The 20,514-nt window shown below is 74.9% G+C and carries 16 protein-coding genes; 6 read left to right on the plus strand and 10 right to left on the minus strand.

The window, feature by feature from the left end; genetic code table 11:
* The first annotated feature begins 105 nt into the window (after window positions 1-105).
* Complete coding sequence (locus C892_RS0118845) at window positions 106-1,503, plus strand: acyltransferase family protein (protein WP_017558441.1); 1,398 nt, start codon at window positions 106-108, stop codon at window positions 1,501-1,503.
* Here C892_RS0118845 and C892_RS0118850 read toward each other — a convergent pair.
* Window positions 1,416-3,494 carry a glycosyltransferase family protein gene (locus C892_RS0118850; protein ID WP_017558442.1) on the minus strand — a complete coding sequence of 693 codons (2,079 nt, stop codon included), beginning with the start codon at window positions 3,492-3,494 and terminating at the stop codon, window positions 1,416-1,418. The two genes, C892_RS0118845 and C892_RS0118850, sit on opposite strands and share 88 nt — an antisense overlap.
* A gap of 197 nt (window positions 3,495-3,691) precedes the next feature.
* On the opposite strand from C892_RS0118850, the gene C892_RS0118855 reads away from it, so the two are divergent.
* Both C892_RS0118855 and C892_RS0118860 read left to right on the plus strand, forming a co-directional pair.
* The gene (locus C892_RS0118855; RefSeq protein ID WP_017558443.1) at window positions 3,692-4,480 is read left to right on the plus strand and encodes a class I SAM-dependent methyltransferase; all 789 of its coding nucleotides are present in this window, start codon (window positions 3,692-3,694) and stop codon (window positions 4,478-4,480) included.
* A complete protein-coding gene (locus C892_RS0118860) occupies window positions 4,477-5,220 on the plus strand; it encodes a class I SAM-dependent methyltransferase (RefSeq protein WP_017558444.1) in 744 nt (247 codons plus the stop codon). Before C892_RS0118855 ends, C892_RS0118860 begins: the two co-directional genes overlap by 4 nt.
* Here the strand turns inward: C892_RS0118860 and C892_RS0118865 are convergent.
* From C892_RS0118865 to C892_RS0118885, 5 genes are all read right to left on the minus strand, one after another.
* A complete protein-coding gene (locus tag C892_RS0118865) occupies window positions 5,134-6,279 on the minus strand; it encodes a cell envelope lipid trafficking protein PgfA (RefSeq protein ID WP_017558445.1) in 1,146 nt (381 codons plus the stop codon). The genes C892_RS0118860 and C892_RS0118865 overlap by 87 nt on opposite strands.
* The gene (locus tag C892_RS0118870; RefSeq protein WP_017558446.1) at window positions 6,276-10,736 is read right to left on the minus strand and encodes an alpha-(1->3)-arabinofuranosyltransferase; all 4,461 of its coding nucleotides are present in this window, start codon (window positions 10,734-10,736) and stop codon (window positions 6,276-6,278) included. The genes C892_RS0118865 and C892_RS0118870 overlap by 4 nt, the downstream gene beginning before the upstream one ends.
* Entirely contained in the window at window positions 10,733-12,094 is a 1,362-nt protein-coding gene (locus tag C892_RS0118875; protein WP_017558447.1) for a glycosyltransferase family 4 protein, read from the minus strand. Before C892_RS0118875 ends, C892_RS0118870 begins: the two co-directional genes overlap by 4 nt.
* 192 nt (window positions 12,095-12,286) lie before the next feature.
* Complete coding sequence (locus tag C892_RS31860) at window positions 12,287-12,427, minus strand: hypothetical protein (protein ID WP_017538451.1); 141 nt, start codon at window positions 12,425-12,427, stop codon at window positions 12,287-12,289.
* Entirely contained in the window at window positions 12,424-14,310 is a 1,887-nt protein-coding gene (locus tag C892_RS0118885; RefSeq protein WP_017558448.1) for an MmpA family trehalose lipid delivery protein, read from the minus strand. Before C892_RS0118885 ends, C892_RS31860 begins: the two co-directional genes overlap by 4 nt.
* Before the next feature lie 155 nt (window positions 14,311-14,465).
* Here C892_RS0118885 and C892_RS0118890 point away from each other — a divergent pair, with 155 nt between their 5' ends.
* The 3 genes from C892_RS0118890 (at window position 14,466) to C892_RS0118900 (ending at window position 16,282) form a co-directional block, all read left to right on the plus strand.
* Window positions 14,466-15,074, plus strand: coding sequence for a Uma2 family endonuclease (locus C892_RS0118890; protein WP_051060569.1), 609 nt, complete (start codon window positions 14,466-14,468; stop codon window positions 15,072-15,074).
* A 45-nt stretch (window positions 15,075-15,119) separates the two neighbouring features.
* Window positions 15,120-15,575: a hypothetical protein gene (locus tag C892_RS0118895; RefSeq protein WP_017558450.1), complete on the plus strand. Its 456-nt coding sequence runs from the start codon at window positions 15,120-15,122 to the stop codon at window positions 15,573-15,575.
* 65 nt (window positions 15,576-15,640) lie between these two features.
* Entirely contained in the window at window positions 15,641-16,282 is a 642-nt protein-coding gene (locus C892_RS0118900) for a DUF1275 family protein (RefSeq protein ID WP_017558451.1), read from the plus strand.
* A 284-nt stretch (window positions 16,283-16,566) separates the two neighbouring features.
* Here C892_RS0118900 and C892_RS0118905 read toward each other — a convergent pair whose 3' ends face one another.
* From C892_RS0118905 to C892_RS29200, 4 genes are all read right to left on the minus strand, one after another.
* Complete coding sequence (locus C892_RS0118905; RefSeq protein WP_017558452.1) at window positions 16,567-18,069, minus strand: tyrosine-type recombinase/integrase; 1,503 nt, start codon at window positions 18,067-18,069, stop codon at window positions 16,567-16,569.
* Complete coding sequence (locus C892_RS32810; RefSeq protein ID WP_083934416.1) at window positions 18,066-18,260, minus strand: helix-turn-helix domain-containing protein; 195 nt, start codon at window positions 18,258-18,260, stop codon at window positions 18,066-18,068. Before C892_RS32810 ends, C892_RS0118905 begins: the two co-directional genes overlap by 4 nt.
* A gap of 331 nt (window positions 18,261-18,591) precedes the next feature.
* Complete coding sequence (locus C892_RS0118910) at window positions 18,592-20,010, minus strand: replication initiator (protein WP_239647438.1); 1,419 nt, start codon at window positions 20,008-20,010, stop codon at window positions 18,592-18,594.
* A gap of 220 nt (window positions 20,011-20,230) precedes the next feature.
* A complete protein-coding gene (locus tag C892_RS29200; RefSeq protein WP_152513426.1) occupies window positions 20,231-20,497 on the minus strand; it encodes a hypothetical protein in 267 nt (88 codons plus the stop codon).
* Window positions 20,498-20,514: the final 17 nt, after the last annotated feature.

Genomic DNA, 20,514 nt, shown 5'->3' on the forward strand with positions numbered 1-20,514 from the left:
TTGCTTCAGTTTCGGGTAGAGTACTCTCCAGTAGTGGCCAGCGTCACCAGGGCGTGTCCGAATGTTTATAACAGGTTCTAGTCTGACGCAGACCCGGGTGCGCGGGTGAGTGCGGCGGCGCCGGAGCAGGAGAACCACCGGCCCCCAGCGCCCCTCCCCCAGGTCCGCGGGCACAACGCACCGCTGGACGGGATCCGCGCGATCGCCGCACTGATGGTGCTCGTCTTCCACGTCGCCGTGGAGACCGGGGCGGCGCTCGCACCGGGCGTGCGCGGCGCCCTGCTGTCCGCCGCCGAGCTGGCGGTCCCGCTGTTCTTCGGCCTGTCCGGGCTGCTGCTGTACCGCCCGTGGGTACGCGCCTGCCTGGACGGCTCCCGCGGCCCCGACGTCCGCGTCTACCTGTGGAAGCGCGCCCTGCGGGTACTGCCGGCCTATTGGATCGTGGCCGTGGCGGCGCTGCTGCTGTGGTCGCGCGAGCGGCTCGGCTCGGTCGGCACCTGGTTCGAGGTCCTCACGCTGACCTTCACCTACGACACCGACCCCTGGTGGGTGGGCACCGGCCCCTACGGCCTCGGCCAGATGTGGAGCCTGTGCGTGGAGGTCAGCTTCTACGCGCTGCTGCCGCTCATCGCCCTGGTCCTGGGGCGCTACGCGATGCGCGGGCGCGACGCCGACGAGCGCGCGCGGCGGCTGCTCATCGGCCTGGGGGCACTGGCGGCCCTGGGGCTGCTGGCGCTGGTCCCGCAGTTCTATCCGGAGCCGCGGCCCTACATGCACGCCTGGCTCCCCCGCACTCTGGGCCTCTTCGCGGTCGGCATGGCCCTGGCGGTGCTCACCGAGTGGGCCTGGCGGGAGAAGGGGGCGGACGGCCCGGTGCGCCGCCTGTGCCGCACCCTGCACGCCAACACCACCCTGTGCTGGATCCTCGCCGCGATCCTCTACGCCCTGAACGCCACCCCCGCGGGCGGTCCGCGCTTCGTGGGCGTGGACGGGCTCTGGATCTCGGTGTTCGCGACCCTGACCGCCATGGGCTTCGCCTTCTTCTTCATCGCCCCGGTGGCGGTGCTGCCCGCACCGGGGGCCGCCCCGCGCCCGTACCGGTGGCGCCGGGGCGCCTGGCTGGAGACGCTGCTCTCGCACCGCGTGAGCCTCTACCTGGGCAAGGTCTCCTACGGCATCTTCCTGTGGCAGTTCGTGGTGCTCTACCTGTGGCGGGACTTCACCGGCCAGGAGATCTTCACCGGGTCGTTCTGGCTGGACATGGTCCCGGTGACGGCGGGGACGGTCCTGCTGGCCCACCTCACCCACCGCTGGGTGGAGGAGCCGAGCCGGCGCCTGGTGGGATGGGTCCGCCCGGCCGGGGCGCCGCGGCGCCCCAAGCCGAGCCTGACCGGAGCGCCGCGGCACCGGCGGCCTCAGTCGCCGGAGTCCTCCTCCTCGGAGCCGTCGCCCTCGCCGTCCTCACCGCCGTCCTCGGACCCCTCGTCCCCGTCCTCCTCCTGAGCGCCCCACGGGTCGCCGCCGGTCACCGGCTCCATCGGCCCGTAGGTCACCCACGTCATGCACAGGGCCTCCTCGTCCGTGCCGAGCGAGAGCTGCCCGCCGGCGCCCTGCAGCGGCAGGTACCAGGCCCCGCCGTCGGGCGCCGCCGGGAGGGTGGTCGTCTCCCAGGTGTCGCCGATGACCGCGTGCAGCTGGGTGTCGGTCTCGGAGGTGTACTGGACGCCGAGCACCATCGTCGGCCCGCCGAAGGTGCTCACCTCCCACATCGTCTGGCCGCCGAAGGTGACGATGCACTCCTCGTCCTCGGGCGGCCCGAAGACCGCGCTCTCCTCAGGTGAGGGGCGGGCCCCGACCAGGTACCCGGCGTCGTTGAACACCATGGCGGTGTCGGACGGGCGCGGATCGCGGATCCGGTCGGCCACCCCGTCGGGGGCCACCGGCGCGAGCACGTTCGAGCTCAGGCGCCGGTCGCCGTTCCAGGGCAGCACGATGTCCTCGGGGACGGGCCGCGGGTAGATCCCGGCGTCGGCCGGAACGCCGGTCATCGAGGCCCGCACGGTGTCCATGTACCACCGCACCCGGTCCCCGGAGAGGGTGTCGGCGAAGGCGTAGGTCGAGTAGCCGCCGACCCCGACGAACAGCGCCGTGGCCGTCGCGGCGGCGAAGGCGGCCTGCCGCGTCCGCTCCGGCGGCGGGCTCCTGCGGTAGACGCTCTCGGCCTCGGCCTCCTCCTTGGTCGGCAGGTAGGCCAGGGCCAGCACGATGGCGAAGACCAGCGCCGCGTCGGCCACGTAGCGCGGGTCGTACCCCACCATCGCCTCGTAGCGCCCGCGCGCCAGGAGCGTGGGCAGCACGTCGACCACCACGAGGTACCCGGCCAGCAGCGCCCATGCGCGCCAGGCCCGGCGCCGCGCCAGCAGGCTGGCGGCGACCAGGAGCAGCAGGACCGCCCAGGCGGCCGCCACCACCCAGGCGGCGGGCTCCAGCAGGCCGCCGGAGGGCGTGATGGGCCCCCACTCCAGCGGGCCGCCGACCGCACCGGCCGGGAAGGTCTCGCCGAGCAGCCGCTGCGCCATCGACAGCGAGGTCTGCCCCTCGGGCCGCCCCGCGCCCTCGCCGCCGGCGGTGTCCTGCAGCGACAGGTAGATCAGCCCGTGGCCGACGCTCAGCAGCGCCATCCCGACCCAGAAGGGCATGTCCCGGTCGAGCGTCCGCCACAGCACCCCGGGCAGCCGGCCCTGCACCACGAACGCCGCGGCCACGGCGAACAGCAGCGGCGGCAGGAACAGCGCCTTGACGGAGAAGGCCATGCCCAGCACCACGGCGCCGGCGGCCATCCAGCCGAAGCGCGCCTCGCCGCTGCGCAGGTAGCGCACCGTCCACAGCAGCGCCAGCACGATCGCCAGCTGGAAGGGGACGGCGTTGAGCGCCGCCGACCACCAGGCGAGCACGGGGACGGTCAGCGGCGCGAAGAGGAAGACCGCCAGCGGCGGCAGGATGCCCCACCGGCGGCCGAAGAGCACCCACAGCAGCCGGAACAGCCCGGCCGCCGCTCCGGCCTGGATGGCCAGCATGACCCCGGCGGTCAGGCCCCAGTTGTAGGGGGCGAGGGCCGTCTGGACGTAGGCCAGCAGCTTGGCCCCGGGCATGAAGTGGCCCTTGTGCAGGTCGGTGAGGTACTCGACGGTCAGCCCGCCGGAGCCGGCCCCGCCGACGAACAGGAAGTCGTCCTCGATGAAGTAGGCGTCGCGGAGCACGTAGGCCTTGAGGAGCAGGGAGACGACGGCCAGGGCCCCGCCGATGAGGACGATCCGGTCCCGCAGCCCTCGGGAGAGCGCCTCGGAGACCCGGCGCCCGAGCGGCGGTCCGCCGTCGGCGCCCTCGGGGCCCTGCCTGCCCTCTGCGCTCTCCGCGGCGACCCGGCCGTCCGCGCCCGGACCGCCGCGGGGCGCCGGCCTCGGCTCGTCGGGCGCTTCCTCGCTCGCACGCATGCCGCTCACTTCCCCGGCCCGGGGGCCGACCGGTTGACGTCAACGCGTAAGGGAGTGAAACAATACAACACGTTCCACCCTCTTCTTTGATGATCATCCCTGGTACAGAGGCGATACCAGCCGGTAACCAGGGACGGGAGAGAACAGGATCCACACGGCCGGCGGAGCCCGCCGCCCCGCGACGGAAGGACGCCCGCGTGAGCCTGGACGAGGTCCGCCGGGACTGGACCCGGCTCGGCGCCGACGAACCCCTGTGGGCCGTCTGCGTCGACCCGGACAAGCGCGGCGGCCGCTGGGACGCCGAGGAGTTCCTCGCCACCGGCGAGGAGGAGGTCGCCGCCGCGCTCGCCCGCCTGGAGGAGCTGGGCGCCGCCCCCTCCCCCGGCCGCGCGCTGGACTTCGGCTGCGGCGCCGGGCGCCTCTCCAACGCCCTGGCCCGGCGGTTCTCCTCGGTGACGGGCGTGGACATCTCCGCCCCGATGCTGGAGCGCGCCCGCGAGCTGGACCGCAGCGGCGGCCGCATCGAGTTCCTGCTCAACACGGGGCCGGACCTGCACGGCCTGCCCGACGCCTCGGTCGACCTGGTCTACACCGACCTGGTGCTGCAGCACCTGCCCCCGGAGGCGGCCGCCGGCTACCTGCGCGAGTTCGCCCGGGTGGCGCGCCCCGGGGCCGCCCTGGTCCTGGGGGTGCCCGAGCGGGAGCGCCCCACCTTCAAGGGGATGGTGTTCCGCTACGCGCCCTGGCCGCTGATCCGGCTGGCCCAGCGGGCGGTGCTGCGCTACCCGGCACCGATGCGCATGCACACCTGGACCGCCGAGCGCATCGGCGCGGAGCTGGCGGCCGGTGCGCGGGCCGCCGGCCGCCCGGCGCCGCGCATCGTCGCCTCCGACGAGTACTGGGGCGGCGACCACTGGCGCCACCTGAGGCACTTCGCGACCGTGCCCGGGGAGCCCGGCGGCCCCGTCGGGGAGGAGCCGGCGTGAGCGCGCTGCCGCCGTTCCGGGCCACCCTGGGGCGCTCGGTGGCGCTGTTCTCGGCGTTCCGCAAGGAGCAGACCGACCCCGACCTGTTCTACGGCACGCTCGCCCGGGACACCGTCGCCCAGCTGCTCCGGTACACGCCGCTGGACGGCGCCGTGGTGGTCGACGTGGGAGGCGGCCCCGGCTACTTCGCCGACGAGCTGAGGTCCCAGGGCGCGCGGTGCGTGTGCGTGGACGCCGACGCCGGGGAGATGCGCCTGCGGGGCGGGGAGCTCCCGGACACGGCCCTGCTGGGGAGCGCGCTGGAGATGCCGCTGCGGACCGGATCGGTGGACGTGTGCTTCTCCTCCAACGTCCTGGAGCACGTCCCCGACCCCCGGCGCATGGCCGATGAGATGGTGCGGGTGACCCGGCCCGGCGGAACCGTGTACCTGTCCTACACCCTGTGGCGCTCCCCGTGGGGCGGGCACGAGACCTCCCCCTGGCACTTCCTGGGCGGCCGGTACGCGGCCGAGCGCTTCGCCCGCAGGCACGGCCGCCGCCCCAAGAACGACTTCGGGACGACCATGTTCGCCGTCTCGGCGGCCGAGATGCTGGACTGGCTCCGCGGCAGGGACGACGTGGACGCCGTGGACGTCCTGCCGCGCTACCTGCCGTCATGGATGAAGCCGGTCGTGTCCGTTCCGGGTGTGCGCGAGGTCGTCACCTGGAACCTCCTCCTCGTCCTGCGCAAGCGGGGCTGAGCGCCGCGCCCCCGCGGCGCCCGCCGGCGCGGTGTCCGCCGGCTCCCCCTCCTGTTCCGGCCGCTCTCCCTCTTCTTCCTCCTCCTCGGCGCGGCGGGCGGCGCGCAGCGCCAGCAGCGGGGCGGAGGCGAGCACCAGGCCGCCCAGCGCCCCCAGGCCCGCCGGCGCCCACGTGCGCACCGCCCGCAGCGTGGTGCGCCGCCCGGCGGCGTCCTCGGCGAAGGCCGCCACCTGGGCGGGCGCGGTCTCCAGGTCGGCGTCCAGGAACAGCCGCTCCCCCCGGCCGTCCTCGGTGCGCAGCGTCTCGCGGCGGGACTCCTCGGCGGCCACCAGGCGCCCGGAGACCGGCTCGATCCAGTAGGTGCGCTCCAGCTCCAGCCAACGGGACGCCTCGACGGTGCCCGAGCGCTCCAGCCCCAGCGCGTCCGCGGGCACCGGGCGGGAGGAGTCGGGCACCTGGGTATCGGGCACCGTCTGGGTGTACCGGCGCACCGGCACCCCCGCCACCTCCTCCCCGCCCTGGTAGCGCATGGGCGGGGCGGAGCGCGCCTCGGCGACGTAGAGCGGCCGGTCGCCGGCGTCGGCCCCGGCCGGCCAGTAGAGCACCAGCCCGGCCTGGCGCACCGCCCGGTCGCCGCCCACGTGCTCGCCGCAGCAGTTCACCGCCCGGCCGGTGGCCCGGTCGACCACCACGCGGCGGTCCATGTGCCCGATCATCGCCGAGCCGCTGGAGGTGTCCACCGACATCCGCCAGGTCGCCCAGTCCGGGTTGCCGGCCGCCGCGCCGCCGGAGATCTCGGTGGTGCGCTGCACCTTCCGGTCCTCCACCGTCTCCCAGGTGGAGGTGTCCAGGTAGTCGGCCTGCTCGTCGACCAGGCGCAGCTGCAGGTCGGTGCGGGGCTCGATGAGCGCCAGGCGGTCGTAGGCGTAGAAGCGCAGCATCAGCGCCGCGGTCAGCAGGAACACCCCCGCCGCCACCGCCAGCACGGCGCCGTTGCGGGCCAGCGCGGCGCCGGTGCGCCGCCGCGGCCCCTCCGGGCGCCACCCGGGGGCGGTCATGCCCGCACCTCCTCGACCTCGCGGCCGGTGTCCGGGCCTGGGCCCCGGGACCCGCCGCCGGAGCCGCCGCCGGGGCCGTCGGCGCCCGTGTCCGCCTCGCCGCCGCCGGTCCCGGACGCGGGGCGGCCCGGGTCCGCGCCGGAGGCCCCGCCGCCGTGCCCGCCGCCGTCGTCGTCCATCCCCGAGGTGCGCGGGGCCTCCCCCAGGGCCAGCACCAGGCGGGCCAGCGCGGGCAGGCACAGCAGCTGGGCGACCCACCCGCGCAGCGGTTCGCTGAGCAGCCCGCTGACGTCGTGGAAGGGCATGTACATGGACAGATAGGTCCCGGCCGCCGTGCACACCCCGGCCGCCGTCAGGAAGGCCAGGATCGTCCAGGGGCCCGCCGCCCAGCGCAGCAGCGCGCCGCCGAGGGTGGGGCGGCCCGGCTTGGCGTGCTTGAGGGCCTTGGACGGCGCACGGCCCAGCCACCACACCGCCAGCAGGACCCCGCCCATCACCGCGGCCCCGGCGGCGCCGGCCACCCAGGCCCCGTAGAGCGGGCCGAGCACCGCCAGGGGCGCGCGCCGGATGCGCGCGGGGACCGCGTCGGGAAGGGCCGCCGCCCGCTCGGCCCGCTCAGCCCGATCGGCGCGCTCGGCGCGCTCGGCGGCCGGTGGTCGGCCCCTGCGGCGGAACCGCGCCGGCAGGGGGAGGCGCCCCTTGACGGCGAGCACGCCGACCAGCAGCGCGAGCACCGCCCCGATGCCCAGCGCCGCGTGGTAGGCCCGGTCAGGCGTATAGGTCATGGTGACCGTCCCCGAGGCGCCCTCGGGCAGCTTCCAGGCCTGCTTCCAGCCGTCCAGGCGGACCGGCTCCAGGGGCTCGCCGCCGCCCAGGACCGCCTCCCAGCCCTCGTTGAAGTTCTCGTTGACCACCAGGTAGCTGTCCTCGCCGACGCTGACGTCGACGCTGCGCTCGCTGCGGCCCCAGCCGTTGACCGCGGCGACCCCGTCGGCCTCGACCTCCGACCGGTCGGCGCCGTCCGGTCCGACCAGGACCGAGCGCACGTGGTACTGGCGCCCCGGCTCCACCCGGACCGTGTTCTCCCCCTCCTCCAGGGCGACCGCGTCGCAGCTCTCGAAGCCCAGCGGGCGCCCGGCCAGCTTGTCCTCCAGCGTCCCTGAGGAGATGCGGGTGTCCACGCGCTCGCCGTTGACCCGCAGCACCGGGCCCAGCCCGCAGGCGGTGCGGGCGGAGCCCTCCCCGACCGGCTCCAGCGGTTCGACGTCGGGCAGGGCAATGCGGGCGATCTCCAGCGGCTGGCCCTCGGGCGGGTCGAAGGACAGGGTCAGCTCGTCGGCCTCGACCGGGTCGAAGCCCACCCAGCCGTCGCCGTCCAGCCAGGCCTCGCGGACCGTGGTCCCGGTGTCCACCGTCATCCGGACCGGCCGGCCCACCGCGTCGGGGCGGGGGAACTCCACCTTCAGGCCGCCGATCTCCCGCTCGGCGCCCAGGTCGACCTCCAGCGAGGGGCTCTCCTCCTGCGGGTCGGGGTACCAGACGGTGGCGTCGTCGCCGTCGAAGGCGTTGCGCCCGATGGCCGCCGGGTGCCCGACCGAGGTGGAGGAGGAGGTCACCCGCGGGTACCCCCCGGCCCGGTTGGCCGCGTTCTCCAGGTCGCGCGGGTCGACGGCCACGACCCGCCCGGTGACGGCGCCGGGCTCGCCGGCCGCCTCGGGCCCGGCCTCGAAGGTGCGGCTCATGCCCAGCGCGTCCTCGCCCTGCACCTCCAGGGCCGGGTCGCACACCCACACCCGGGAGCCCTCCATGCAACCGGGCACCGTGCCCATGGAGCCGGTGAAGAAGAAGGACGAGGCCCCCTCCTCGGGCACGGGCACCGACAGCGACCGGGACGGCTCCAGGCCGGGGATCTCGACGGAGGTGATGCCCACCCGGGTGCCGAAGCGGTACTCGGGTTCGTAGGCCAGCTCGTCGACGCGGATGCGCAGCCGCTCGGTCTCCCCTTCCGGGGCGGTGAACTCCTGCGGCCCGTCGTCGTCGGCCACGGCGGCGGTGGTGCGGCCCGCGTCGGTGATCAGGCTGACGCGCGAGGGCGGCGGTTCGCCGGGGATGGGCTCGAAGGCGACGGTGAAGGTGCCGACCTCGCGCGGCTCCTCGAAGCGGATCTCCAGCCACTGCCTCTCGGCCCCGCTGAAGGAGCTGGAGCGCCAGGAGGTGCCGGGGGCCTCGTCCAGGGCGGCGAAGGGGCTGCGCCCCGGGTCGCGGGTGCCCGGGCTCGCGCCCGCCCCGGACTCGGTGGAGGAGGCGGTGACCGCGGCGATGCCGGAGTCCTCGGCGACCGCGGTGTAGCCGTCCCAGGCCGGGTCGGCGATGTCCGGGGCGGGGGCGCCCCGCTCCAGCTCCTCGTCGGCGGTGAGGGTGGCGCTGACGTTGCGCCGCACGTCGGAGTAGACGATCTCGCGGCGGCGGGCCGTGTCGGCGGCGACGGTGTCCTCGGGGGCGATGTCCTCGGCGCCGGGGTCGTCGCCGATGACCACCGGCCGGTCGCCGGGGAGCGCCCCCTGCTCGGCCAGGTCCAGCAGCGCCTCGGGGCCGCCGGTCACCCGCAGCGCGCCGTCGGCGGGCACCGTGCCCACGGCAGGGGCGGCGCCGCGCACCTCGTAGACCTCCAGCGCCTGGTAGGGCTGGTCGTACCAGCGCGAGGCGGGCTGCAGCTCCTCGGACCCGACGGCCGGCCCGAAGGAGGCGCGGCGGACGATGCCCGGGGAGTCGCCCAGGGCCTGGTGCACGCGCGCGGGCCAGGCCCCGTTGTTGCCGCTGCGCTCCAGGTCGTTGCGGACGAGCAGGTGGGTGACGCCCATCCGGGCCAGCGCGTCGGCCAGGCCCGGCGAGCCCCGGCCCGAGGAGATGCGCTGGTCGATCTCCTGGGTGAGGCGGGAGACCCCGGCCGACCCCCAGGGGATGATCTGCTGGTTGGTCCACGCGCTCTCCAGCAGCGGCTGCATGGGCTCGTCCATGGGGCGGCCCCACTGGTACTCGCCGCGGGCCGAGCCGGGCACCGCCATGGTCATGCCGCCGGTGGAGTGCTCGTCGATCCACCGGGTGGCGTCGTGCCAGTAGGCGGGGATGCGCTCGAAGCCGCCGCGGGTGGCGATGCCGACCGTGGCCACCGGGGTGAGCGTCGCGGCGAAGGCGACCGCGCACGCCCCGGCGGCCGCCCGGTAGGCGGTGCCGGGAGGCAGGGCGAGCGCGCGCAGCACCCCGCCGCGGCGCGCGGCGGCGGCCGCGCCCACCGCCGACGGCAGCTGCGCCAGGCCCAGGACCAGCGGCAGCCGGATCAGCGCGTCGAACTTGTGGATGTTGCGGAACGGCGCCAGCACGCCGTCCAGCAGGTCCTGCACGACGGGGCCGAGCGGCCCGGACAGCTGGCCGGTGTAGCCGGCCACGACGATCGCGGTCCCGGCCAGCACCGAGGTGAGCAGGAACGGCCGCTCGGGGGTGCGCCGCCCGATCAGCCCGGCCAGGCCCAGCCCGGCCACCACCGCGGTGGCCGCCACCAGCCACGGCTCGGTGGACAGCTCCGCCCCGGCCGGCAGGGCGGGCTGGTCGGTGTCGGGGACGTAGCCCATCCAGTTGGAGGCGCCGCGCAGGGCGTTGGTGAGCGAGGTGATGCCGGTGGTGGTGGCCGCGTCCTCGGTGTAGGGCATGAAGGACCACACGTAGCGGCCCATGATCAGCAGCGGGACCATCCACCAGAACGAGGCGCAGAACAGCGCGAAGAGCCACCAGGCCAGCAGCCGCCGCTTGCGCGGCCCCGGGGCGCGGGTGAGCAGGTAGATCAGCGGGACCACGAGGACGGCCAGCTCGGAGGCGGCGTTGGTGCCGCCGCAGAGCAGGAACGCCAGCGCCGAGAGCATGGCCGCGCGCATCGGCTCCGCGCCCTGCCGGGTTCCGTGGATCAGCGGCAGCAGGATCCACGGCAGCAGCAGCATCGGCTGCAGCTCGGCGGAGTTGTAGGAGATGAGGGTGAGCACCCGGGGCGCCAGGGCGTAGGCCGCGCCGGCCGCCATGCGGGTGTGCAGGGTGCCGATGCCCAGCGCCTCGGCGACCTTGACGGTGCCCAGGAACGCCGCGCACAGCAGCACCGCCATCCAGGTGCGCTGGACCAGCCACTCGGGCATGTCCAGCGCGATGAGCACGGCGTGGAAGGGGCCGTTGGGGAAGAAGTAGCCGTAGGCCTGGTTCTGCAGCTGCCCGAAGTAGGAGGGGTCCCACAGGTACAGGGCGCGTTCCAGGAAGCCGGTGGGGTTGATCGTCAGGTCGATCTTGGTGTCACCGACGATCATCGGCGGGTCCAGGCTCAGCGCGGCCCCGGTCAGCAGCAGGCAGACCGCCAGCAGCTTGAGCCTGCGGACCAGGGCCCCGTCGGTGCCCGCCTTGCCGTCGGTGAAGGTCACGTGCCTGCCTCTTGCCCCGCCTGTTCCCCGGGGGCACGGACGCGCCCCGCGCCGTCGATCTCCTCCGCGACGAGCCGCGCCATCGCGGCGCCGCTCGCCTGCCAGGTGAAGCGGGCGGCCCACTCCCGGCAGGCCCGCCGCACCCGGGCGGCCCGCTCCGGGTCGCTCAGCTCGGCCAGCGCCTTGCCCACGACCCGGCCCAGGTCCTCGCCCTCGCGCACCAGCCACCCGGTCTCACCGTCGCGCACCGAGTCGCGCAGGCCGTCGACATCGTAGGCCACCGTGGGGACGCCGAGCGCCGCCGCCTCGATCACGGTCAGCCCCCACCCCTCGAACTCCGAGGCGGTGACGTGCAGCAGCGCCCCGGCCAGCACCGCGTTCTTGTCGTCCTCGGGCAGGAACCCGTGCAGCCGGACGGCGTCGTGCAGCCCCTCCTCCTCGATCCGCGCGGCGATCGGGTCGGCCTCGGGGCCGCGGCCGACGATGTGCACCCGCAGCCCGGGGTGCTCCTCGCGCAGCGCCACGGCGGCGTCGACGATGCGCGCCACACGCTTCTGCACCACCAGGCGGCCGACGCTGACCAGGGCGGGGGCGCCCATGTCGGCGGCGGGGTGGCCGGGGGTGCGGGCCGGGGAGCCGGCCACCGGCTGCAGCGGGGGGCGGCCGTTGTGGATGACCGTGATGGGGGCGCGCCACCCCAGCTTCTCGCGCATCGCGCGGCGGGAGGACTCCGAGACGGTGACGGTGGTGCAGCACCGGTAGACCAGCGAGGCCAGCGTCGACTCGATGAACCGCCCCAGCCAGGCCACCGGGCGGCTGAAGTAGGCGTTGAACTGCAGGTCGTGCACGTGGTGGACGATGCTGACGACGCGGGTGCGCCGGGGCAGCACCAGGCGGGAGAAGAACGGGATGCCGTTCATGCAGTCCAGGGCGGCGTGGAACTCCCGGCGCCAGAGCAGCAGCCACAGCAGCACCAGCGGGTAGACGGTGAACTTGCCGCCCATCCGGCGGATGACGACGCCGTCGCGGGTCTCCACCCGGGGCTGGCCCGGCTCGCGGCTGGTGAGGAAGGTGAGAACGGCGCCGCGGCCGACCAGGTGGCGGCTGATCCGCCAGGCGTACTCCTCGGCCCCTCCGGCCGCGGACTGCCAGGGGCAGCGCCAGTTGACCACCACGATCCGGCGGCCGTCCAGACGGGGGCCGAGCTCGGCCTCCTCGGCCTCCTCGGCGCGCTCCCGGTCCTCGGCGCCGGCTGCGGGGGCCGGGCGCGGGTCGGGCACGGCCTCGGGGGCCATGGTCACCGGGGGACCGTAGGCGAAGTCGGGGACGAGCGGGGGGTACTGCTCGGGGTGGACCACGTGCTCTCCTGTTCCGCCCGCTCCTCCGCCCGCTCCCCGTCGAACACGTGTCCACCGACCGTGACGCGTCTGTCACCAGGGGTAAGGGATCGAAGGGTCGGAAGGGGAGGTGGGAGCGCGGTGCACAGAACGGCGGCGAGGGTGCGGGGGCGGCGGCGCGGCCCGCAGGAGGGCCGCACCGCCGGCCGGCGCCTAGCGGTCGCCGTAGTTGTACAGGGACTCGTTGACCGGCTCGGCGGACGACGAGGCGTTGGTGGCGACGGTGGTGCCGACCAGGGCCAGCCCGCCCGCCAGTGCCGCACCGATGACGCAGGCGGCGAGGATCTTGATCACGAGGGGTTCTCCTTCCGCGGCTCCGTCCCCTCAGGCCGGGGCCAACGCATGGAAACGAGATTAGAACTCGATGCAACCAGGGACCAGACGATGGACCCAACTGTAACCAACCAGCCGGTAACTTCCAAGACCGACAGATCCTCTTTTACCGCGTCTACATGCTCATCCGGCACACGGTAAAGGGCGAGCGAGGGGCCCTCGTGGACCGTCTCCGAGGCCTCGACGAGTGACAAGAACCTGTTCTCACTCAGGTGGCGGGGGCCGCTGTCGGCCGCATCCGGCGCCGCGCGCTCGACGAGCACGTACCGCACGCCCAGCGCGCCGGCGCCCGGCGCGTCGGCGCCGCCGGGCCGGGCCGCCAGCCCGGCGACCGCGCGGGCGGCGGGGTCCTCCCCCTCGGCGGCGCGGACCGCGCCGCCGTCGGCCACCCGGAGGTCATCGTTCCACACGGCGGGCCGCTCGAACAGCTTCACGGCAGGATCGAGGACCACGCCGCCGGGCCCGCCGGCGCCGTCCGCACCATCGGCCCCACCGGCGCCGCGGGGGCCGAGGACGCCGAGGCCGCGGTAGGCGCTCCAGGGCAGGACGAGCACCGATCCGGGCCGGGGGTCGCCGTCGACCAGGCGCTGCACCCGCGTCCACTCGGCCGGGTACTCCACCGGTGCGAGCCGGCCGGCCGCACCCCAGGCCAGGCCGGGCAGCAGCACCGGGGGCGCGAGCAGCAGCAGGGCGGCGGCCGCCGCCCCGGCGCGGTCGGGGCGGGCCGCGCCGGCGGCGCTGTGCACCAGCCACGCCGCGGCGCCGCCCAGGCCCGCCGCCTGGAGCAGGGCGAGCGGGGCGGTGTACAGCTGGCCGTCGCGCAGCGCCCCGAAGCCGGGCCAGGCCTCGATGAGCAGGCGCAGCAGGTCGCGCCCCGGGGCGGCGGTGCCGAGCAGGGCGACGGCGGTCCCGGCGATCGCGGCGGCGGTCAGCCCGGGCCCGGCGGGGCCCAGGGAGCCGCGGCGCAGCAGCAGGAGCCAGCCGGCCAGGGCCGCCAGGGCCAGCGCCAGGCGGCAGGCGGCGAAGAAGGGGTGGCCGAGCCCGTCGGGCACGGCCTGGGCGTTCCAGACCCCGCCGAGCAGCAGGAGCGACCCGGCCGCACCGAAGGGGGTGTCGGCCCGGGCGGCGAACAGGTCCACCGCCCCGGGGTCGGTGCGGGCGCCCCCGCCGGCCGCCGAGAGGGCGGGGACCAGCCACGGCAGGGAGACCGCCGCGACGGCGGCGGCCGCGAGCAGCGCCGAGCGCAGGCGGGCCGCGGCCGGACCGGGGCGCGCGGCGGCCGCCGGGACCGCCACCAGCGCGGAGAGCACGGCCGAGGAGAACCCGCCGACCGCCGCCGGGAGGAGCGCGGTGACCAGCCGGGGCAGGTCCCTCGGCGCGGCCAGGCGCACCGCCGCCGACAGCACCCAGGGCAGGCCGGCGTAGCCGAGGAGCAGCGCCCACTGCCCGAGGAGGAGGCGTTCGGCGATGTAGGGGGTCCAGGCGTAGAAGACCCCGGCGGCGAGCCGGGCGACGAGCGGGCCCGGGACGAGCCGCGCCGCCCCGGCACAGGAGAGGACGAAGACCGCGAGGAGCAGGCCCGCCTGCACGAGGTCGGCGGGGAGCGCCTTGGCCAGGAGGGCGGCCGCCGCGTCGCTCGGCACCGCGCGGGGGAACCCCTCCCCCGCACCGAGCTGCACCGGGCCCAGCGGCGGGTCCGGGACGAAGACCATGTCGTAGCGCAGGACGAACCCGCGCCCCAGGCCGGGCCCGACGGCGAGCACCCCCAGCAGCAGGCCGACGCCCCAAGGGGCGGCCCCTCTGAGGAGCCCCTTCCAACGGCGGGTCGCCTCGTCGCCAGTCATGGTCAGGCGAATCTAGCAATGCGGTTCGCCGCAACGGAGCGCGCCCTTCGGGGAAGAGCAGATGATGGTGGGAGAATCCAAGAAACACCCGTCAAGGGAGGATGGCGATGGCCAGCGTTGGCGACGACCGCGATCCGACCCCCGGAGGCGACGACATGAGTGCCCTTCCCGTGGAAGAGGAACCGATCGAGACCGCGCCTTCCTCCCGTGTGTGGCCGGTTCCTCCGCCCGACGGCTGGACCGCCGAAGACCTCGACCGGATCCCGGATCTCCCCCCGCACACCGAGCTCATCGACGGGAGCCTGGTCTTCGTGGGCCCTCAGCTCGAACTCCATGAACTGCTCATGTCCGTCCTGCAAGCGGGACTGCGCGTCCGTTGTCCGAGCGATCTCCGGGTCCGGCGGGAAATGGGCATCACGATCGGCGAGAAGAACCGGCCGGAGCCCGACGTCGTCGTGGTCGACGCCGGGGTGGTCGGTGAGGAGAAGTCGTCCTACCCGCATGACGCGGTGCGCCTGGCGGTCGAGGTCGTCTCGGCGGAATCCAGGGAACGCGATCGCAAGCGCAAACCGCTCCTGTACGCGGAGGCGGGCATCCCGCATTTCTGGAGGGTCGAAAAGGCCGACGGGGAACCGGTGGTCTACGTCTACGAGCTCGATCCTGCCACGGAGCAGTACGCGTTGACCGGGATCCACCGTGAGCGTTTGAAGCTCGCCGTCCCCTACGACATCGACATCGACCTCACCGAAGTCCACCGCATGTGACCCTGCGTGCGGCCAGGTCACCGGCGGTATGGCACCATACGTCCCATGACCGAACGCTGGCCGACCAAGGACGACCTCGCCTCCGCCCGCAAGCGCTTCGAGGCGGCGATCCCGGGCTGGGAGGCCCCGGCCGCGTTCGGGGTCGGGCTGCCCGGCACGTCCGACACGGCCGACGCGGACAGCACGTCCTTCCCCGTGGTCAACCGGCGGTCGGGGTACCTGTCGGCGGTCGTCCTGGCCACCGTGTGCGGCCACGCGTCCGGGACACGGACCTACCGCTTGTCGGCCGACGAGCTGGCCGAGGCCGTCCGGCTCATGTCCCCCGCCGAGGCCTGCACGGACGTGAGCCACCCCAACATGACCGCTTGGCGCGGCATCCTCGCCGAGATCGAGGGCACCGGCCGCCGGGCCGTGGCGGTGTTCGTCGGCGACCCCGGCGACCCCGCGGCCGACGCCCACGACGCCCGGTTCCGCCGCCTGCTGGACGGGCAGGGCGCCTGAGGCCGATGCACGGATTCGGGGCGGGCGCGGGGCGGCCGCGGCGTCCGGGCGGGCGCGGCGGACGGATGACCGCGGCCGTCACCACGGTCTCGGCGCACCGCATGGGCGCGTCCCTGCTCGCGCTCGCCTTCGTCACCGGGGTCGTCGACACGCTGAGCTTCCTGGGCTTCGGCGACGTGTTCACCTCGAACATGACCGGCAACGTCGTCCTGCTCGGCGTGTCCTTCGCCGAGGGCACCGGGCCGACGACGCTGCGCTCGCTGCTGGCCTTCGCCGCCTTCCTCGCCGGGCTCGCGGCGGGGTTCGCCCTCGCCGACCACGTGTTCCGGCGCCGCCGCCGGTGGATCCTGCTGATCGAGTCGGTGCTGATCGCGGCGCTGTCCGTCGCGTGGATGCTGGGCGCCCCCGTCGACGCGATGACGGCGGTCGCCGCCGTGGCGATGGGCATGCAGAGCGCCGTCGTGGAGCGCTCGGGGGCGGGCGTCTCGGTGAACTATGTGACCAGCGTGCTGGCGGGGATGCTGGGCCACCTGACCCTGCTGAACCGCCCGGACGCGGCGCTCGCGCTGAAGGCGGGCATCATCCTGTCCCTGGCGGCCGGCGCGGCGTGCACGACGGCCGTGCTCCAGGCCGCCCCCATGTGGGCCGCGGACCTGGCGTTCCCCGCGATCCTCCTGGCCCTCATCGTCTTCCCGAACGCCGAGTGAGACGGCCCCGAGCGCAGCCGGCACCTGGGCCCTCCCCCACCGCGGAAGCGCACCGGGACGGCGGGGCGGCCTGCATGGAGATCGGCGTGGATGCGAGGCGGCTCCGGTGGCGGGGCCGGCCCGGTGCCCCGCCCTCCCGGGCGGCAGCGGTGGAACGGCCGCGGACGCACGCCGCCGTACCCGCACGGGAACCGGTGCGGGGACCCCCGCAAGGCCGTCGACTCAGCAGCGCGAATCGATAGTGGGGTTGTGGCCTGTTGAGGCCCGCACCCCGCCCACCTGGGCTAACGGTCGGATTGCCCGTCGTGGGGGCCACTCTGGCCCGTGAAGGGCCCGGCCTCTTCAAGCGCGGCCGCTACCAGCGCGTTCGCCGAGTGCACCCCGCCGTTGAACCAGTGCGCGTACGTCCGCATCAGCACGTCCAGCGTGTGGCCCAGGCGCTGGGCCACCTCCAGCGCGGGCACCCCCGCGTACAGCAGCCACGAGGCGTTGCCGTGCCGCAGATCGTAGGGCCGCACCGCCACCCCCAGCGACAGCTCCGAGGTCGTAAGCGCCGACGTGCGCGCCCGTGTCCAGGCCGCCCGGTACACCTTGCCCGGAAGCACGTCGTGTTCGCCGTGGTGCGAGCGGTGCCACCACAGCCGCCCGTCCGGGGCGGTGCCGTGCCGGGCCAGGTGGCGCCGCAGCAGCGCCACGGCCGCAGGGTTCAGCGGAACCGGCCGCACGTCGTCGGCCGCACGGTGCTTCAGCTCGCGGTCTTCGCCGTGGGTGCCCGTGTCGGTGAAGCGCGCGGCCACCTCCGTGCGCGACCCGCTGACCATCAGCACCCCGAACCCCGGCACCGCATCGGGGTCGGTGACCTGTTCGGGCCAGACGATGTCCTGTACGCGCACCCCGCGCGTCTCGCCCGGGCGCGTGCCCGCCAGGTAGGCCAGGCCGAAGAAGCCCGCCAAGAAGGCATCCCGCTCGCGCCCGGTGGCCATCAGGGCCGCCACCAGCCGGGAGGCCTGTTCGTAGCTGGGCACGGTACGGGGGTTGACCGCATCAGCCGAGCGCGACCGGGCCAGCCGGGTCCCCGCGATCGGGTTGGAGGCGATCAGCCCCCGCACCACCGCGTAGTCCAGGGCCAGACTCCACACCCCGCGGCGGCGCCGCAGCGAGGCCGCCGCCATCGGGCCCCTGCCATCGGCGCGCATGGAGCAGCGCTCCAGCACAGAGCGCGCCGCCAACTCGCCCCCCACCTCGCAGACCGGGAGGGAGACCTTCTCCAGCCAGGCCAGGCACGCCCGGTCCAGCTCCGAGAACGCGCCCTCATCCGGAGGCAGCACCCGGTCCTCAGGCCGCGAGGCGCCCGGGCGGACACGGAAGGTCAGCGCCGAGTTCACGGCCTTGCGCACCCGCTCCGGAGGGGCCGGGGCCCGGTGGCGCCGGACGCGCGCATCGTCGGTGGCGGCCAAGGCCAGGTGGGCGGCGTTGTTGGAAATGGTGGCCCGGGAGTTGCCCGAGGAGGTCTGTGCCCAGGCACGGCGCACATAGCAGCGCAGCAGCGACCACACCGACTCCCGGGAGGCGGCCCAGGACTCCGGCTCACCGGTCACCGTCGAGAACCGCTCACCGCCGCGCGCCGCCCGGTGCAGCGCCGTCTTGTGGTTGTTCGCCAGCTCCTTCGTCAAGAACGAACGCGACTTCTCCGTAGCGTCGATACGCCACCGCAGCTCCCACGGCTTTTTCCGGTTGGCCCGCTTGCGGATCTCCCAGAACTGAATGTCCTGCGCAGCGCCGCTCATTCACTTCCCCTTTCGTTGAGCCGGTTCGACTGTGCCCATTCTATGAAATCCGTGCGCCTTATGCGGATGCGCCCACCAGGGGAGATGAACGTTCGCGGCCCCTTTCCCGCAGACATCCACCGGTACACCGTCCGGCGGCTGAAACCCAGCTCACGCGCCATGTCCGCCACCGTCAGAACCCCATCACGCATCGAAGGAACACCTCCACAGGATTCGTCTCAACGCCGTATGCCACGGGCCACCCACGGGCCAGGAAAAGCGACCGCAAACGGCCAAAGGAATACCCGGAATTCCGTTCCGAAAGGTTGACGGCCGCGCGGCGGGCGGCCCGCTGACCGGACCCCCGACCACCCGCCCCAACGCCCGGCGGGCGCCGAGGCGCAAAGGACGCGCTGCGCGCGGCAGTGTCCTTTGCTCTGTGGCCCGGGGCCGCCGGGCGGGCGCGGGGCCGCGCGGGTGGGGGTTGGACGCGCTTCGCGCGCAGCCCCCTTTGCCCAAGCGCCGCCGGGGTCCGGGTGGTGCTCACAGCTCACCGGCCGCAAGGGCCCGTTCTGCCGATAGTCGCCGCAGTTCCTCGCGGGCGTGCGCCGCGTCGTCGGTGATGCCCGCCGCCAGGTCCGCATCCGCGACGCCGGTGAACCCCGAGCCCGCGTAAGCCCACTCGCCGAGGAGGAAGGCCCCGCCGGTCGCGGCGTGCGCCCACGGGTCCGCCGACCCGTCGGCCGCCCTCTGCCGGGCGCGCCAGGTCCGCCGCACCGCCCGAAGCGCGCCCATCGTGGTCGAGAACCGGCGGGACTTGGTGGCCAGGTGGCCCCGGTAGCCCAGCGTGTGAGCCCACCGCCGCAACCGCAGGTGCGCCAGCTCCCGGCGCGAGCCCAGCTCCCAGGCGGTGGCCGCCATCCGCGCCAGGTGCGGCCCCACCTTGGCCACCAGCCCCGCAAGGTCCAGGCGGCGCAGCCGGTGCGCGAGCGCCACCGGGGCGCTGTCGCTGGCGGTCTTGGTCGCGTACTTGGCCAGGTAGGCCGCCAGCCGCGCCGGGTCCTGCTCACCCGAGGCGGTCACGTCCCGGATGTCCATCTGGGGGCCCCAGGAGGCGGTGCGCATCCGCCCGTCCGGCGAGGGAAGAGCCAACGACACCGAGCCCACCGCCGCGCGGATCGCACCGGCCAGCAGCTCCGGGGTGGCCCAGGCCGGGGGCGCCACCACCGCGCCCCTGTCGTCGGCATCGACCCCGTCCAGGCGCACCAGGGCGTGCAGGTGCACCAGCCCCCGCCGCTGGTACTCAGCGACCTTCACATAGGAAACCCGCACCAGGCGCTCCACTTCGCGGACCCCGACGCGGCGGCCCAGCGCGGCCGAGGCGGCCGGGGCCAGCGCCCGCCCGATCGCGATCCGGGTCCTCCTCCAGAGTTCACCGGCGTGGGCGTTCCACAGCACCGCCCCGGTGTAGTCCCAGCACCCCGGACAGATCGGGGTGCCTATCGCCTGGTGAGAGGCCTCGTGGACCAGGTCGCAGCCCGCCGGCCGACCGTGGGGACACCTGCGTTCCCCACGGCGCGGACGGCAGGCCGCTCCCCGTGCGCTGTGCACCGGACCGAACGAGGGAGCCGTCAGCGTGACGAACAAGCGCGGGTGGTGCCCGACCGTGCCGGGGACCGAGTCGTCACCGGTGGCCCCCTCGCGGCCGCGCATGCCCGAGGCCACCAGGTGCCACAGGTCCCGGCGGTAGCGCTCCGAGCAGGCCGGGCACACCGAGGCCCGCCGGTCCCCGCAGGCCACCAGCACCACACCGTCCGGCGCCCGAGCAGAGCTGAAGGAGGCCAGCACCTCACCCGAAGCGCTGTCGGCCGCAGCCGCCCCGCCCGCAATGCGCACCGGCCGCACACACCCGCCCACCCGCTCGACCTGGGATCGCCAGGCCGGGTAGTCATCGCGCAGCATCCGCCGCGCCACCGCATCCACCCACCGGGCCTTGTTTCCGCCGCCAGAAGACACAGCACCCCCGCACAGAAATCCGCGTTCCCCGCCTTGCTTCAATCCTCAGGCGAAACCGGCCCGACAGCTCGGGAGATTGCGTCCATGCAGGCAGGAGCCGCCGCAAAAGGCGAGGGCCCCCTTCCCCGAGCAACAAGGGAAGGGGGCCGCGAAGCCGGGGCCGGGGTCAGCAGAGCAGACGGGGACCGGCCAGCAGAGCGCGCGCCGAGGCCGACTGTGTCGAGACCGCCCGCCACCACGCCCCCGGGCGGGACCGCTCACCCACCCGCACCGCTTCAGAGGCTCCGGCCCGCACCAGGGCATCGAGCACCGGGACCGCATCCAGCGACGGGGGAAGCACCAGCGCGGCCCCCGACCGGTCCAGCCGCAGAGCCAAACCGCCCCCCGGTCTGGTCACCGCCCGCACCGACCCGGCATCCAGACGAGACAGCATCACAGACAAGACGACTC

Origin of the sequence: Nocardiopsis baichengensis YIM 90130, assembly GCF_000341205.1 — a bacterium.
GTDB classification, from domain to species: Bacteria; Actinomycetota; Actinomycetes; order Streptosporangiales; family Streptosporangiaceae; genus Nocardiopsis_A; species Nocardiopsis_A halophila.

Excerpts from the sequence above, each read along its gene's own strand:
- C892_RS0118890 (WP_051060569.1), top strand. The coding sequence starts at position 14,466 with ATGAGTGCCCTTCCCGTGGAAGAGGAACCGATCGAGACCGCGCCTTCC.
- C892_RS0118895 (WP_017558450.1), top strand. The coding sequence starts at position 15,120 with ATGACCGAACGCTGGCCGACCAAGGACGACCTCGCCTCCGCCCGCAAG.
- C892_RS0118850 (WP_017558442.1), bottom strand. The coding sequence starts at position 3,494 with ATGCGTGCGAGCGAGGAAGCGCCCGACGAGCCGAGGCCGGCGCCCCGC.
- C892_RS0118885 (WP_017558448.1), bottom strand. The coding sequence starts at position 14,310 with ATGACTGGCGACGAGGCGACCCGCCGTTGGAAGGGGCTCCTCAGAGGG.
- C892_RS0118900 (WP_017558451.1), top strand. The coding sequence starts at position 15,641 with ATGACCGCGGCCGTCACCACGGTCTCGGCGCACCGCATGGGCGCGTCC.
- C892_RS0118865 (WP_017558445.1), bottom strand. The coding sequence starts at position 6,279 with ATGACCGCCCCCGGGTGGCGCCCGGAGGGGCCGCGGCGGCGCACCGGC.
- C892_RS32810 (WP_083934416.1), bottom strand. The coding sequence starts at position 18,260 with ATGCGTGATGGGGTTCTGACGGTGGCGGACATGGCGCGTGAGCTGGGT.
- C892_RS0118910 (WP_239647438.1), bottom strand. The coding sequence starts at position 20,010 with ATGCTGCGCGATGACTACCCGGCCTGGCGATCCCAGGTCGAGCGGGTG.
- C892_RS29200 (WP_152513426.1), bottom strand. The coding sequence starts at position 20,497 with ATGCTGTCTCGTCTGGATGCCGGGTCGGTGCGGGCGGTGACCAGACCG.
- C892_RS0118905 (WP_017558452.1), bottom strand. The coding sequence starts at position 18,069 with ATGAGCGGCGCTGCGCAGGACATTCAGTTCTGGGAGATCCGCAAGCGG.